This is a genomic window from Hyphomicrobium sp. D-2 (assembly GCF_029872155.1).
Classification (GTDB): Bacteria; Pseudomonadota; Alphaproteobacteria; order Rhizobiales; family Hyphomicrobiaceae; genus Hyphomicrobium_A.
Genome location: NZ_JARXLA010000008.1, coordinates 633,915 through 648,782, shown reverse-complemented (window position 1 = coordinate 648,782; position 14,868 = coordinate 633,915). Strand labels below are relative to the sequence as shown.

Below are 14,868 nucleotides of genomic sequence, written 5' to 3'. Positions count from 1 at the left end.
AGCTTACCTCACCGCTGCCAGCAGCGACGCCAGCATCGAATCTATTGTTGTTATGACTTTGCTCGATGCCTGAAATGAACGCTCCAGCTCCAGCATCAGCGCCATTTCTTCGTCAAGATTGACGCCGGTGATTTTATTCAGCGACTCCGACGCGCGCCCCAGGACGGTTTCGCGATACTCGAATTCGTTGTTCGAAGAGCGTCGCGCCTCCTCCAGCCAGGCAGCTGAGTTGGAAGCAAAGCCGACAAGCGTAGCGACGGTGGCGATCTTGGAGTCGGAGGAATAGGTCTGAGATGCGCGCATCTGGTCTACGAGCGAGTCAAGTCGCCCGGTAAAGCCTGCGACACCGTCTGAGTTGTAGACGTAAGCAGCGCCGTTCATGCCGCCATCACGCAGCCTCTTCACGTCGCCGCCCTGATCTGGATCGACTGCCGCATTGAGACGAATTGTGCCGGCCAGACCCGAGGTGATCGAACCCGAAGGCGGCAAGCCGGGACCGCCGTTCCAGCTGAACAATCCCGCTGCATCAGCCAGCGTTGGCGTCGCGCTTTGATCGCTCTCAGAAAACGCAACGATCAATCCGCGGGCAAGTTCATCCAGCTGATTTTGATAGGTTACACCGACATCGTCACGTACCTGCACCAGCCCGGTGATGCGTCCGGAGCTGACGCCCATCGTTGCAGCGCTGCCAGTAATCGGCACACCATCTGCGTAAACAACGTTACCTGCCACACCGGGTGACAGCATCGGCGTTGGCTGGAACGAGATCTGGCGCGGAACGACGTCAAACAGCGTCACACCGCTTTCCGTATAAATGTTCATACCGCCGTCGGGACGCGCAATCGTGCGAATGCCGATTTCCTGTGATATCTCCAGCAACAACGCATCGCGTTGATCCTGATAGTCCGTCACATCGCCGCCGTTGACCGTGCCTTTGACGATCTGCTTGTTGACGGCCTCGAACCGCGACAGCAGCGTGTTGAGGGAACTAACCGCACTGGAAATTTCAGCGTCAGCCTTGCTGCGCACATCCTGCACAAGCGTAGTGGCGCTATTCAAAGCGTTGGCCAGATCACGCGCGGCAGCCACTGCCGATTGGGCGAACGCATCGCTTTCCGGCGACGACGAATACTGCTGCAGCGCGTTGTTCAGCTTCTGCACCAGCGCAGCCGGAGAAAAATCAAGCTCGGTATCGTTTATCGTAGCTTCAAGCTTATCCAGCGCCTCAACGAGCGCACGCTGCCCCGCCGCACTGGATGAATTATTCAAAACACTCGTGAACAGCGCTTCATTCACGACACGGGTTACGGCGGCCATACGCACGCCGTAACCCGGAACCGTGATTATCTGCGCGACCTTCCTCGACGCAGTCGGATCTCCCGCCCGAGCAACGTTGCGGGAAAGCACGGATGTCTGGTCCGCCAAAGTAGCTAGGCTGGACACTGCAGTGTTGAGACTGGCAGAAAGCGACATCCGATAAATCCGCGTCTTAGAGTGCTAAAGCGCTGCCATTAGCGCTTTAGGTTGACCAGGACGTCCATCAATTCGGCGCCGGTCTGGAACACTTTGGAATTGGCGGTATAGTTACGCTCCGCCTCAATCATCGTGGTCAGCTCCGACGCCAGATCGACGGTGGATTGCTCCAGCGCGCCCGCAATCATCGTGCCGAAGCCGCTCTCACCGGGGAACCCGATCTGCATTTCGCCCGACTTGGACGTTGCAACGAAAACGTTGCCCGCCATTGGCTGCAGATTGTCCGGGCTCGCAACGCTACCGAGCGGAATTTTGTAAGTCGCAATGCGCGTGCCGCTGCCAAACACGGAATACATCGTGCCGTCTTCGGCAATCTCAATGCGATCGACGTCTTCCGGTGCGTTACCGTTGACGACAGTCGCGTCCAGAAGCTGATAATTTCCGGCAAGATTGGTGCTACCGGACATATCGATCTTGAGGTTCGCACCGTTCGGAACCGCCACCGTCACTGATGTCGGACTGGTCGATGTAAACTGACCGTTGGTCGTGTCGAACACCAACGTTTCGGTTGCCATCGCGCCGCCGGCATACGGGAACCCGCCACCGGGAGCCGCATCCGCGCGATTGAACACGGACACTTCCCAGTTTCCGCCGCCAAGGTTCGTCGAATAGACGTCGAGCGTAAGCTGGTTGCCGAGATTGTCGTAGGCAGTGAGCGACGTCATCGCCGTGTGTTGTGCTGTCGCCGCGTTGGCCGAAGGCAAATTGGCTGCCGGAACGACAGCGGCGCTCAACGGCATGTTGACCTTCAACCGGCCTTCGGTCGAGGCGTTGGCCTGCAAGCCAAGCTTGCCGATCGTCACCACTTCAAGCCCGGCAGTGCCGTTGGCAACAATGCTCGGCGGACCGTTGAGAACGCTGTAGCCCATCAGCTTGAAGCCGGCAGCGTTGACCAGCTCGCCATTGCCATTCGGCACGAACGAACCGGCCCGCGTCATGAACGTCTGGCCGTTCTCGTTGCTGACGATGAAGAAGCCGTTGCCCTTCACAGCCAGATCCGTGCCGGATGTCGTAAAGCTACGCGCACCCTGCTCGCTGATCATGTAGCGCGTGTGCGACTCAACGCTGCCCGAGACGTACTCGGAACCGCCGCCATCAAGAACCAACGATGAAAACTCAATCGTCGAACGCTTGTAGCCTGCAGTCGTGGCGTTCGCGATATTATCGGAAACCGCACCCAACCGATTGGCCTGCGCAGCCATACCGGATGCGCTTGTCCGCATCGTACTATAAAGACCCATCGGCTAATGCTCCCTCGTCATGCCCGTGTGCGGCCGATTGGAACATTCACGCCTTGCGCGAAACTGAATAGGCGCGCGTGCTTTTATGCAAGTTCGTCAGCAGTCGTTCAGTCGGTATCCCAAATACCGCTGCGAATCGATCGGGTCATGACCCAACCGGTGCCGCAAGCGCTTGCGCAGCTTGCTGATGTGGCTCTCGATCACGTTCTCGTCGATGTCCTCAGAGAACAGTCCGTACACAAAATTGAAGATCTGGCCCTTAGTCACGCGACGCCCCTTGTTGGTCACAAGGTATTCGAGAATGCGACGCTCACGGCGCGGCAGATGCAGCGGTTCACCGCCCACCTCAGGATCGCGACCGTCACCAAACACGAGAATCTGGCCGCTCACTTCGCCCGCAGGCTCGGTGCCCGCACGGCGTTTGATCGCTTTGATCCGCGCAAGAATTTCATGGATGTGCGTTGGATCGGCAATGACGTCATCGACGCCCGAAGCAAACAGATCCAGCGTTTCCTGCAGCGAGCGACCGCCATTCAGCGCCAGCACGGGCGCGTGGGTGCGCTGCTTGATGATCTTCGGAAAGATGCGTCGATCATCGAACTCGCCGAGCACGAATGCTTCTACCGCTGCGAGTTCCGGTTCCGGCGCGGTCCGCACCCATTCCCTGAAGTCGCTGGCAATCAAGCCTTCGGTCGAGATGCCCTCACGACCAAACCCGAGAGTGTTTGCACGCTCCAACGCATCACAATCATCAACAATTATGATCATCGCTACCCCCCGAATCACACGACGATCATCTCATCCTTTAAGTTATGCACAACATATTACTTTCGCGATCAGTCATCCTTTAAATTATTGAGTTCAAAGGGTGATGCACTATCGCACCTATAGTTGCGCATGCGGTTTCAAGCCGAATTCATAGCCACGCAAGCTTGGCGCAGGCTGTACGCCCTAGAAAGTCCACGATTGGATGACTGGGGCCGACACACCGATGCTGCACAAGGGATCGCCATTTCTTCTCGCCGCTGCGATCATCGTGTTGCTCGTGCATGCATGCATTCTAATTGGTGGCGCCAAGGTCGCCGTAGTGGTTTGCACATTTGCATTGATGATCGGCGGGCCCGTTGCGTTGCTGATCTGGTTCGGGTCGCTGTCCGATCTTGAAGAGCGGCAACGGCAACAGCGGCGAGACCGCCGTCAGGCTCATGCTGAGGCCGCGCTGTGGCAGCAGACACTGAACGCGATGCAGGTAACATACGCGGCGCCGCTTCACATTACTCAGAGCACGTCAGGTCCGGCAGCCAACGTCAGCACGGCTGCGGCTCGGGCCAACATCCATTTCGCGCGGCAAGGTCGCTTCGGCACGCGCGGATACGTTCGCCCCATTTTGGCACTGTCAGCAATGGTTGCATCAGCCATCGGCGTTGCAGGATGTGCCACTGAAATCCCACCTGAAGCCTGGAGCGCTGTCCGGCCCGGCATGAAAACCGCCGAACTCGTCTCGCTGATCGGTGGGCCCGACTACGTGCGCTCCAATGGCGCTGCCGAAGTCTGGCAGTATTGCCGCGACTCATACGGCCGAGATGAAGGCCGCAACGCCCTCTATTACACGGCGATTCTCATCGACAAGCAGGAGATTCTGCGACGTGAAGGTGCACCCCGTTTACTCTGGCGCCGGCTGCCAGGAATTTTATCGCGCGAGCTTCTGAACCAGCTCAATCAGGCCAAGCTCAAAACGTTAATGCGCTGGCCGTGCCTCCGCATGGCATTGGCACGCCGATTGCTGAAGGAGACCTAAACAGTTTGCGTAAAATGTAGCGTAGCACCCATGTCATCATCGCGTAGCATCGTCAGCAACAGCATCACGTGGCGCAATCGGCCCATCGATACCCTCAGCGGTCCGGAACTTCGCCGCGCCCTGCATGATGCGGTCAATGAAATTGCATGGTCGCGCACGGCACCCAGCTCCACCACATTCTTCTCGGCGTTGATGCTGGGCTTTTCCGCTGGCGCAATTGTCTCCGCCACCGCGGCGATCACGTTCGCCATGATCGCCTGAGCAACAGCCACGCAACTCTGCCTCTGCGCTCGATCAGGACACCTTCTCGATCACACCCGCGCGCGCCATCTTGTATTTCACATAGGCTTCGCCGCGCAGACCGAAATCGCACACGTCGGGATGCATGATCTCGGCCAGGATCTCGCAGCTGTCCACCAGACGCGGGCCCGGCCGATTGAAGAACGCATTGCCATCGGCAAGAAACACATTTCCCTCGCGCACTGCACGCATCTGCTGCCAGATGGCATAGCGCGCCAGCGGACGCACCTCGCGCTGCGTGACATCAAGATCGTAACCGCACGGCGCAATCACGATCACGTCGGGATCGGCCGCCGCAACATCTTTCCAGGTAATCCATGGCGAGGGCTGTCCGGTGGTTCCGAACACGCTTTCACCGCCGGCAATGTCGATCAGCTCCGGCATCCAGTGTCCGCCCGACATCGGCGGATCAACCCACTCGATGAACGCAAGACGTTTGCGCGGCTGATCGGCGACCTTGTCGCGAATTGCGGCGAAGCGCTTCTTCATCGATGTGACGAGTTTCTTGCCCGCCTGCGGATCGGCGATCGCGTCGGCGATCATCGCGATATCGCGATAAATATCGTCCAGCGTATGCGGATGCAGTGAGACGATGCGCGGATCGGCGTGCAGCAGCTTGCAGACCGCCTTCTCGACATCGCGCAGCGAAACTGCACACACCTGACACTGATCCTGCGTCAGGATCACATCGGGGTGCAGCGCCTCCAGCGCATCGGCATCCACCTCGTAGACCGACAGGCCCTTTTCAACCAGCGTGCGTACGCGCTTGTCGATTTCCGCGCTGCCGCCGCGCACACTGAACTTCGGCCGCGTGATAGCCGGCAGGTCGAGGACCGACGGCGGATAATCGCACTCATGCGAGCGCCCAACCTGAAGCTTGCCGGCGCCGAGCGCGTTGAGGATTTCGGTGGAACTGGCGATGAGCGAAACGACACGAAGACTTGGCTTCTTCTTGGTCATGGTTTCGTCTATCGCCTCCAAAAAATGGCTTTTAAATACTGGCCGAACGCCGCTGCACAAACGCTGCGTCTTCACGCTTAAGATGATCAGGCGGCAAACAGTCCGCAAGACCCGCAATGGAAACAGCCCGCAGCCCGATCACGCTCATCCACAGATGCTGCCACACACTTGATGAAGCCGCCTCAAAACCCGCTCCATGCCAGAATTCCGCCTCGACTGGTTTCCAAAGCATTGCGCGCGCGCCGCAAATCATCACCAGCCAGGCCCACGGCAGCCATCCCCCCCCCTCGCGCACCGGACAAGAAAAAACCCGGCGCCATTTCTGGCACCGGGTTCTCTATTCGTCTGACTTCTGTCGGAAGCGCGCCGCTGGCTTACTTGTCTTCCAGCAGGCGGCGCGCAATCACCTGCGCCTGAATTTCAGCTGCGCCCTCGAAGATGTTCAGAATGCGCGAGTCGCACAGAACGCGGCTGATCGGATACTCCAGCGCGAAGCCATTGCCGCCGTGGATCTGCAGCGCGCAGTCGGCGTTCGCCCACGCAACGCGTGCGCCGAGCAGCTTCGCCATGCCGGCCTCAAGGTCGCAACGGTGTCCCTGATCCTTCTGGCGCGCCGAGAACAGCGTGAGCTGACGGGCAATCATCGTTTCCACCGCCATCATAACGATCTTGTTGTAGATGCGCGGGAATGAATAGATCGGCTTGCCGAACTGGATACGCTCCAGCGCATACTTGAGGCCAAGATCCATCGCCGCCTGCGCAACGCCGACAGCGCGCGCAGCAGTCTGGATGCGGGCAGCTTCGAACGTGTTCATCAGCTGCTTGAAGCCCTGACCTTCCTTGCCGCCCAGAAGCTGGTCGGCCGGAACCTCGAAGCCGTCGAAGGAAATGTCGTATTCCTTCATGCCGCGATAGCCGAGCACTTCAATCTCGCCGCCGCTCATGCCATCGGCAGGGAACGGATTGGCGTCATCGCCGCGCGGCTTCTCAGCCAGCAGCATCGAAAGCCCGCGATAGCCCGGCTCGTCCGGATTGGTGCGCACCAGCAGCGTCATCAGGTCAGCGCGAACCGGATGCGTGATCCAGGTCTTCTGGCCCGTCACCTTATAGGTGTCACCTTCCTTCACCGCGCGCGTCTTCAGCGAGGCCAGATCCGAACCCGTATTCGGCTCAGTGAATACGGCCGTCGGCAGCAGCTCACCGGAAGCGATCTTCGGCAGATACTTTGCCTTCTGCTCGTCGGTGCCGTTGTTGAGGATCAGTTCGCCCGCGATCTCGGCGCGGGTGCCAAGCGAGCCGACGCCGATATAGCCGCGCGACAGCTCCTCAGAGACGATGCACATGCTCTCCTTGCCGAGGCCCATACCGCCGAATTCTTCCGGCATCGTCAGGCCGAACACGCCAAGCTCGGCAACCTTCTGGATCACTTCCAGCGGAATGTACTCATTGGCCAGATGCCATTCGTGGGCGAAGGGAACAACCTCCGCCTCGGAGAAGGTGTGCATCTGATCGAGGATGGCAGCATGCGTCTCGTCGAGGCCAGGATCGCCGAACGTAGCTGCATTGGGCTGCGCCGCAATCAGGTCGGCCAGCTTCTGCTTCACCGCCTGCGTTGAACCGGCGGCGATCATGTCCGCCACTTCGTCCTCGTAGGTGCGGATGATCGAGCGGGCGACACCAAGCTGCTCGGGGCGCACGAACTCAAGCTGGCTCATCGGCACGCCGCCGGAAATCTGCGCCAGATACTCGCCAAAGCCGATCAGCAGGATGAGCTGCTCGAAATCGCTGAAACGGCCTTCTGCGGAAAGGTTGGAACCCCAGACCTGCAACTGGCGCAGACCTTCAACAGCGGTCGCAAGCCATGCCAAGCCGTGCGCGGTATGCTGGACATTATCGACGCCGGCTTCGGCAACGATGGCCTTGACGCCCACCTTGGCGGCATCAAGCACGCGATCGGCCGCAGCCACCGCACGTTCCGCACGCTCCAGCAGCGCGCCCGGGCCCGCCGCAAGCAAATCCTGCTCGGCCGTCATCACCGACGTCGTCATCCTTGACCTCCCTGGGAATTTTGCAGCGGGAACACCTTAGCGGCGCCGCTAATTTGCAAACTTTGAATTCACAATTGCTGGCCGACTGCGTTGCGGGTAAATGGCCCGCTCGTCAAGGCAATCGGTGCCGCAGGCCCCATCATTTTCCAGAAAGCGCCTTTATAAAGCGGCTTCCGGCGCTACGCCCCGCCACTGCCGCGATGCGCTCCGGTAGCGATGCTGGCTTTTCAGCCCGCGTGGGCGTCGCACCAAGTGGATCCAGAACAGCTTGATCGGGATAGATAATTTCAACCTCAGCTTCCTCGCGCATCGCGCTGAGCACGCCAGATTCATCGCTGTCCGCCACAAAATCGGGCTCTGCCAGCTGGGCAACTATCGGCGGATAACCATCCTGCGCTGATATTGGCGCCAGGGGCTGCCCCTCGCGCTGAGCGACCCCGAATGGCCGCGCCGGAGCAGGCATCACCGTCGCCTCGATGATCGTCACCGACGCCTCGCCCGAGAAATCATCACCAGATTCAGACGAATAGTCGGGCTCGAGGCTGGTCATCGCCCCCAGCGCCGCCAGCATCCTCAGCCCATCTTCGTCGTCGCTGCCGAAGCCATCCGGATCAAATTCAACGGGCGATGGAACCGGTGGCGGCTGTTGCGGCAGAGCATTGCCCGCCGCGGACTGACGGGCCGCCGGCCAGCCAATTCCCTCGCCGCTACGCTTCCACTCACGCTCCATCGGCTTGCCCGTATCCACTCCAAACGCGGCCCTGCAAGGCCACAACATCCTAGACGGCGGCCACTATTGCGTCCACGAGCGCCTTGCCAGCGCCAAACGCTGAACCAGCCTCCAGCCTATGTTCACCAGTAACCGCAGCCCGAAATGCCGCTTATTTGGCCGTAAATCCCCACAACCTGCGGCAATCCAATGGCGCGGCATCTCCGGGCATAGACCGGCACGCCTTGCGCCGTTAGGTTCCGCGCAAAATTTTTAACGTTCCGGGAGAAACGAATGCAGCGCTACCGCACATTGCTCGAGGCAATCTATCGCCTCTATGAGCACAGCGGCTTTGCCATGGCCGGCGCGGTGGCGTTCTCATTCGTGGTCTCGCTTTTCCCGTTCTGTATCTTCCTGGGCGCGCTGGCCGGCATCTTCGGCGGCCGCGAACTCGCCAATCACGCCATCGAGCAGTTGTTCGAGATCCTGCCCAGCGGCGTAGCGGCGGGCCTCGCCCCCCAGGTCGAAGCCATCATGGGCCGGACCCGTATCGACCTGCTCACGGTCAGCGCCGGCCTGTCACTGTTCTTCGCCACCAACGCCATCGAAACCCTGCGCACCGCCCTCAACGGCGCCTATCGCGTCGTCGAGAAGCGGCCGTATCTCTATTGCCTCGTGCGCAGCATGTGCTTCGTGCTCGCGTCGGCAGCCTCGATGCTCTTTCTCACCTGGGTGGTCGTCGTCGGACCGGCGCTGGCTGAAAGCTTCGACCCGACACTCACGCAGTCTTTCACTCTGATGCGGTCGACGTGGCTGGGCGCCACCATGCGCTACATTTCCGCTGGCTGCCTCATCGCAGCGCAGCTCTTCGCGTTCCATCTATGGCTTGCAGCTGGGGAGCGCCGCATCAAGGACGTCTGGCCCGGCGTGCTGGTCTCGACAGCACTCTGGATTCTGCTGGCGAGCCTCTATTCCTATTATCTCAACCTGTCGGACTACACGCGTTTCTACGCCGGTCTGTCGCAGCTCATGGTGGCGATGATCTTCTTCCAGATGACCGCTGTCATCGTCATTCTCGGAGCAGAACTCAATCGCGGCATCTTCGAGTTCAAACGCATGGGCGCCGTTGGCTTGGGCGCCGTGTCGCCATCACAGGCCCATCGTTCACGCTGATCCATCATCCGATCACACAGCGCAAGAACGGCAGCGGGCAACGCAGCACCGCTACAAAAGCAGCAACAAAAGAAAGGCGGGTCGCCGATATCGGCAACCCGCCCATTTATCTCATCTTAGTCGGCTAGCGGCCCTTATTTGGGGCCGTGAATGCGCTCGCTGGCCTCAATGGCGTCTTCGAACGTGCGCAGGCCGGTTGTCGGAGCTGAAACCAGCACGGCCATGTTGCCCGGCTTGTGCTCGTTGCGCATCATGCGCATGTGCGCCTTCGGGATCTGATCCCACGGGAACACTTCCGACATGCACGGATCGATACGCCGTTCGACGACCAGCCTGTTGGCCTGAGCGGCCTGCATCAGGTTGGCGAAGTGCGAACCCTGCACGCGCTTCTGATGCATCCAGAGATAGCGCGCATCCATGGTCAGGTTGTAGCCGGTGGTACCAGCGCAAATCACAACCATGCCGCCGCGTTTCACGACAAACACCGATACCGGGAACGTGGACTGGCCCGGATGCTCGAACACGCAGTCGACGTTGTTGCCCTTGCCGGTGATCTCCCAGATCGCGGCGCCGAATTTGCGGGCGCTCTTGAACCAGGCGTCATATTCCGGCGTGCCAACCTTCGGCAGTTCGCCCCAACAGTCGAAGTCCTTGCGGTTGATGACACCGCGCGCACCGAGCTGCATGACGAAGTCGCGCTTGTCGTCCTCGGATACAACGCCAATGGCGTTGGCCCCGGAAGTCGCGCAAAGCTGCACTGCGAACGAGCCAAGGCCTCCCGAGGCACCCCACACCAGCACGTTATGGCCCGGACGCAGCACGTGCGGACGGTGACCGAACAGCATGCGATAGGCGGTGGCGAGCGTCAGCGTATAGCAGGCGCTCTCTTCCCAGGTCAGATGGCGCGGGCGCTCAAGAAGCTGACGATCCTGCACGCGACAGAACTGCGCGAACGAACCATCCGGCGTCTCGTAGCCCCAGATGCGCTGGCTGGTGGAGAACATCGGGTCGCCGCCGTTGCACTCCTCGTCGTCACCGTCGTCCTGGTTGCAGTGGATGACGACTTCGTCGCCAACTTTCCAGCGCTTCACCTTGGAGCCCACAGCATAGACGATGCCCGAGGCATCAGAACCGGCGATATGGTATGGGTTCTTGTGGCCATCCAACGGAGAAAGCGGCACGCCCAGCGATGCCCAGACACCGTTGTAGTTAACACCGGCCGCCATCACCAGAACCAGCACGTCGTGGCTATCCAGCTCCCAAGTCGGCAGCACCTCCATTTGCATGGCTGTGTCCGGCTCACCGTGGCGTTCCTTCCGGATGGCCCAGGCGTACATATTCTTCGGGACGTGGCCGAGCGGCGGGATCTCACCGATTTCGTAGAGATCCTTTTTCTCGGTCGTCACCGGTGCGCCCATGGCGATTTCCGGCCTGGCGGCGCTTTGGCTCGTCATTCTTGGCTCCCGTCCGTGGATGAAACGCCGGCCTGCGGCCGGCGGAAGAATTCGACCGCGGCTTCCCGAGGGTCAGGGGCCGCAAAGTCAGATGGCGTTTCAAGCACGATTTCGCGCTGCAATGAAGAGGCTGTTGCGCCGCTATGTAATCGTGTCAACGAACCTTTAATCTGAACGGTCGTAAAAAACCCCGTCAAACCCAACTCTGGATTAATGAAAGTCTGGGGAGAGGTGGCCGCGGCAGTTCAGGGTAGCGTATGTCGGATTTTCTCCATCAGGCCATCACCGTCGATACCTATACTCTGGTAGTTGTTGCCCTACTTTCGGGTTGGGGCGGCGTGCTCACCATGCAGGTGCTGTCCCGCACAATGCTGGCCGTGATTTTTGTGCCCGGCTTGGTTTTTGGCGCTCTGACGGCCAATTACCTTTTCAACGCCTACCATTTTTATCCCACCCCCGATCGGGAGGTGAACGTCGTCATCGCCTGCACCCTGGGCCTGATCGCAGCGCTGCTCGTGTTGCTGGTAAGCCTGCGGCTGATGGCAATTGTTTCGACGCTCTTTTTGCAGAATTACGCGTTCAAGAGCGACATGGCGCAGGCAGCCTCTCCCTACGGGCGTCAGATCCGCCGCGTCTAAGCGACCCAGCCCCTCAAAACTACCTTTCCACGTTGCGGCAAAGATCATTTTGCCTTGCGCGAGGTGTTAAGGGTACTTTAGGGCAAAACGCCTGAACCCAATCGAGGTTGAATTTTATGAGCGAAGGCAAGAGCGGGGCCGAGAAGCGGGCTCCCGACCGCCCATGGTTGCTGCGCACGTACGCCGGCCACTCGACGGCCGCGAAGTCGAATGCACTGTACCGGAAGAACCTCTCGAAGGGGCAGACGGGCCTATCGATCGCTTTCGACCTGCCGACACAGACCGGCTATGACAGCGACAGCGAGCTTGCCCGCGGCGAAGTTGGCAAGGTCGGCGTGCCGGTGTCGCACCTCGGCGACATGCGCACCCTGCTGGACGGCATTCCGCTCGACCAGATGAACACCTCGATGACGATCAATGCCACCGCGGCGTGGCTGCTGTCATTGTATGTCGCCTTCGCCGATGAGCAGGGCGCCTCGCGCGACAAGCTCACCGGCACCATCCAGAACGACATCATCAAGGAATACCTGTCGCGCGGCACCTACGTGTTCCCGCCGGAGCCCTCGCTGCGGCTGATCAAGGACACGATCGTCTTTTCCTACCAGAACGTGCCGAAGTGGAATCCGACGAACGTCTGCTCCTATCACTTGCAGGAAGCAGGCGCGACGCCGGTTCAGGAGCTGGCCTTCGCGCTAGCCACCGCTCTCGCCGTGCTCGACACCGTGAAAGCCTCAGGCGAAGTGCCGGACGAAAACTTCGGCCTGGTGGTCGGACGCGTGTCGTTCTTCGTCAACGCCGGCATGCGCTTCGTCACTGAGATCTGCAAGATGCGCGCCTTCAACGAGTTGTGGGAGGATATCACCCTCAACCGCTATGGCGTGACCAATCCCAAGGAACGCATGTTCCGCTACGGCGTGCAGGTGAACAGCCTCGGTCTCACCGAGCCGCAGCCAGAAAACAACGTCTACCGAATCTTGCTGGAAATGCTGGGTGTGACGCTGTCGAAGCGCGCCCGCGCCCGCGCCGTACAGCTTCCGGCATGGAACGAAGCGCTCGGCCTGCCGCGCCCGTGGGATCAGCAGTGGTCGCTACGCATGCAGCAGATTGTTGCTTACGAGACCGACCTGCTCGAATACGGCGACATCTTCGATGGCTCGCACGAGATCACGCGCAAGGTTGAAGAGCTGAAAGAGCAGGCCCTGAGCGAACTGGCCGCCATTGAAGCCATGGGCGGCGCTGTCGCTGCCATCGATTACATGAAACGGCGTCTGGTTGAGAGCAACACGGCGCGGCTTTCAAACATCGAGACCGGCGCGCAGATCGTTGTCGGCGTCAACAAGTGGACGGAAACGGAGCCGTCGCCCCTCACCGCTGGCGAAGGCGCCATCATGGTTGTCGATCCGGCCGTCGAAGCCGAGCAGATCGAACGCCTCAAGGCCTGGCGTGCCTCCCGCGATAACAAGGCCGTTGACGAGGCCCTGGCAGAGCTTGAGCGCGCGGCCAAGGAAGGCCGCAACATCATGGATTCCTCCATTGCGGCCGCACGCGCAGGCGTCACCACCGGCGAGTGGGGCACGACGTTGCGTCGCGTGTTTGGCGAATACCGCGCCCCGACCGGCGTTGCTCAGGCTGCTGTTGTTCGCGATAGCGGCGCGCTCGATGCCGTCCGCGCCGAAGTGGACGACCTCTCCGACAAGCTAGGCCGCCGCGTGAAGTTCCTGGTCGGCAAGCCGGGTCTTGATGGCCATTCCAATGGCGCCGAGCAGATCGCCGTGCGCGCGCGCGATGTCGGCATGGAAGTTGTGTATGAAGGCATCCGCCTGACGCCGACGCAGATCGTGCGTGCCGCGGTGGACGAAAGCGTGCACGTGATCGGCCTGTCGATCCTGTCCGGCAGCCATGTGCCGCTGGTGCAGGAAGTGATGGAACGGCTCCACAAGGAAGGCATCAGCGACGTGCCGGTCGTCGTCGGCGGCATCATTCCGCCCGAGGACGAGGCCAAGTTGAAAGCGTTCGGCGTCGCGGCCATCTACACACCGAAGAACTTCCAGCTCAACGACATCATGAGCGACATCGTGCGTCTCGTCAGCACCCAGTCTTTGGCTGCCTGACCCGAAGCACCGCCGCCATAACAGGCCTGAAGGCCCGATAAAAAATGGCAATGCGTGAAGAGACACGTCGCAAGCTGGACCGCGTTATCCGGGTCCAGCGGCTGAAGCGGATCGGGATCGGCGCCATGGCGCTGGTCGCGATCGGAGCCTACTTCGTTTATGAGGATATGGACGCGCGCATCGAAAACGTGCGCGTCCCTGCCACCATCGCCGCGATTACGCCGCTGAACGTAAAAAACACGCGCATGATCGAAGACGGGCTGGCAGTAGACATGCTGTTGAACGATGGCCGGCACGTTAACGTCATCGCCCTCAAGACCAGTTCGCCCCACGTCGGCGATCATGTCGAAATCACCGAACACCACCATGGCACCGGCCGCGTCACCTATTCCTGGAAGTGACGCGTTCGGGATCGGCTGCCTGGCGACAGTAGCGCGTGATGATTCCCGTCGGCGCTTGGTCACCAATGCTTAACCACCGCCGCAAATCAAATCTCACTCACCTCTTTTCCGGCCCACTGCCTGCATATGTTTCCGGTATGGAGAACAAGGCTATGGAACGCAGAATAAACCACCGCCAGACCGTGCGGCGTCCGGGGCGTATTTCGCTCGGCGGCAATGATTCTGTGCCCTGTTCGATTTGCGACCTGTCGCATACCGGCGCAAAGCTGGAGATTCCTTCAGCCCGCAGCGTCGGCAATTCATTTGAACTGCGCGATGTGATGACCGGAGCGGCGCGCAAGTGCACCGTCGCATGGCGCGATCATCTCACCATCGGCGTGCGCTTTACCGACCGGGGCACCTGGCCTTCGGCTCAGGACATCCGCCAGTCGGGCACTTTTGGCCGACGCCAGATACCGGGCAGATAACCCGCCTTAAATTTGGGGCCCTGAAATATACCGTT

14 protein-coding genes are annotated in these 14,868 nt (G+C 60.3%); 7 read left to right on the top strand and 7 right to left on the bottom strand.

The features are described from left to right. Positions 1–3: 3 nt before the first annotated feature. The 3 genes from flgK to QEZ49_RS15435 form a co-directional block, all read right to left on the bottom strand. Positions 4–1,473, bottom strand: a complete 1,470-nt coding sequence (flgK, locus tag QEZ49_RS15445; protein WP_280388257.1) for a flagellar hook-associated protein FlgK — start codon at positions 1,471–1,473, stop codon at positions 4–6. A gap of 38 nt (positions 1,474–1,511) precedes the next feature. After that, positions 1,512–2,774 (bottom strand): flagellar hook protein FlgE, encoded by a 1,263-nt coding sequence (locus QEZ49_RS15440; protein ID WP_280388256.1) that lies wholly within the window; start codon positions 2,772–2,774, stop codon positions 1,512–1,514. Positions 2,775–2,870: 96 nt separating this feature from the next. Further along, a complete protein-coding gene (locus QEZ49_RS15435; protein WP_280388255.1) occupies positions 2,871–3,542 on the bottom strand; it encodes a response regulator transcription factor in 672 nt (223 codons plus the stop codon). A gap of 202 nt (positions 3,543–3,744) precedes the next feature. Between QEZ49_RS15435 and QEZ49_RS15430 the strand changes: the two genes are divergently transcribed. Together QEZ49_RS15430 and QEZ49_RS15425 are read left to right on the top strand one after the other, a co-directional pair. Next, complete coding sequence (locus QEZ49_RS15430; RefSeq protein ID WP_280388254.1) at positions 3,745–4,572, top strand: hypothetical protein; 828 nt, start codon at positions 3,745–3,747, stop codon at positions 4,570–4,572. Positions 4,573–4,602: 30 nt separating this feature from the next. After that, positions 4,603–4,833, top strand: coding sequence for a hypothetical protein (locus QEZ49_RS15425; RefSeq protein ID WP_280388253.1), 231 nt, complete (start codon positions 4,603–4,605; stop codon positions 4,831–4,833). 33 nt (positions 4,834–4,866) lie between these two features. Here QEZ49_RS15425 and QEZ49_RS15420 read toward each other — a convergent pair whose 3' ends face one another. From QEZ49_RS15420 to QEZ49_RS15410, 3 genes are all read right to left on the bottom strand, one after another. Beyond that, positions 4,867–5,832, bottom strand: coding sequence for a cobalamin-binding protein (locus QEZ49_RS15420; protein ID WP_280388252.1), 966 nt, complete (start codon positions 5,830–5,832; stop codon positions 4,867–4,869). A 374-nt stretch (positions 5,833–6,206) separates the two neighbouring features. Then, a complete protein-coding gene (locus QEZ49_RS15415) occupies positions 6,207–7,880 on the bottom strand; it encodes an acyl-CoA dehydrogenase family protein (protein WP_280388251.1) in 1,674 nt (557 codons plus the stop codon). A gap of 139 nt (positions 7,881–8,019) precedes the next feature. Then, the gene (locus tag QEZ49_RS15410) at positions 8,020–8,628 is read right to left on the bottom strand and encodes a hypothetical protein (RefSeq protein WP_280388250.1); all 609 of its coding nucleotides are present in this window, start codon (positions 8,626–8,628) and stop codon (positions 8,020–8,022) included. A gap of 255 nt (positions 8,629–8,883) precedes the next feature. Here QEZ49_RS15410 and QEZ49_RS15405 point away from each other — a divergent pair, with 255 nt between their 5' ends. Beyond that, positions 8,884–9,762, top strand: a complete 879-nt coding sequence (locus tag QEZ49_RS15405; RefSeq protein WP_280388249.1) for a YihY/virulence factor BrkB family protein — start codon at positions 8,884–8,886, stop codon at positions 9,760–9,762. A 134-nt stretch (positions 9,763–9,896) separates the two neighbouring features. Here QEZ49_RS15405 and ccrA read toward each other — a convergent pair whose 3' ends face one another. Beyond that, a complete protein-coding gene (gene ccrA, locus QEZ49_RS15400; protein ID WP_280388248.1) occupies positions 9,897–11,216 on the bottom strand; it encodes a crotonyl-CoA carboxylase/reductase in 1,320 nt (439 codons plus the stop codon). 257 nt (positions 11,217–11,473) lie between these two features. On the opposite strand from ccrA, the gene QEZ49_RS15395 reads away from it, so the two are divergent. From QEZ49_RS15395 to QEZ49_RS15380, 4 genes are all read left to right on the top strand, one after another. Beyond that, positions 11,474–11,854, top strand: coding sequence for a hypothetical protein (locus QEZ49_RS15395; RefSeq protein ID WP_280388247.1), 381 nt, complete (start codon positions 11,474–11,476; stop codon positions 11,852–11,854). Between the two features lie 116 nt (positions 11,855–11,970). Further along, entirely contained in the window at positions 11,971–13,965 is a 1,995-nt protein-coding gene (locus tag QEZ49_RS15390; RefSeq protein WP_280388246.1) for a protein meaA, read from the top strand. Positions 13,966–14,009: 44 nt separating this feature from the next. Then, a complete protein-coding gene (locus QEZ49_RS15385; RefSeq protein ID WP_280388245.1) occupies positions 14,010–14,366 on the top strand; it encodes a hypothetical protein in 357 nt (118 codons plus the stop codon). A gap of 38 nt (positions 14,367–14,404) precedes the next feature. Next, a complete protein-coding gene (locus QEZ49_RS15380) occupies positions 14,405–14,833 on the top strand; it encodes a PilZ domain-containing protein (protein ID WP_280388570.1) in 429 nt (142 codons plus the stop codon). The last annotated feature ends 35 nt before the right edge of the window (positions 14,834–14,868 follow it).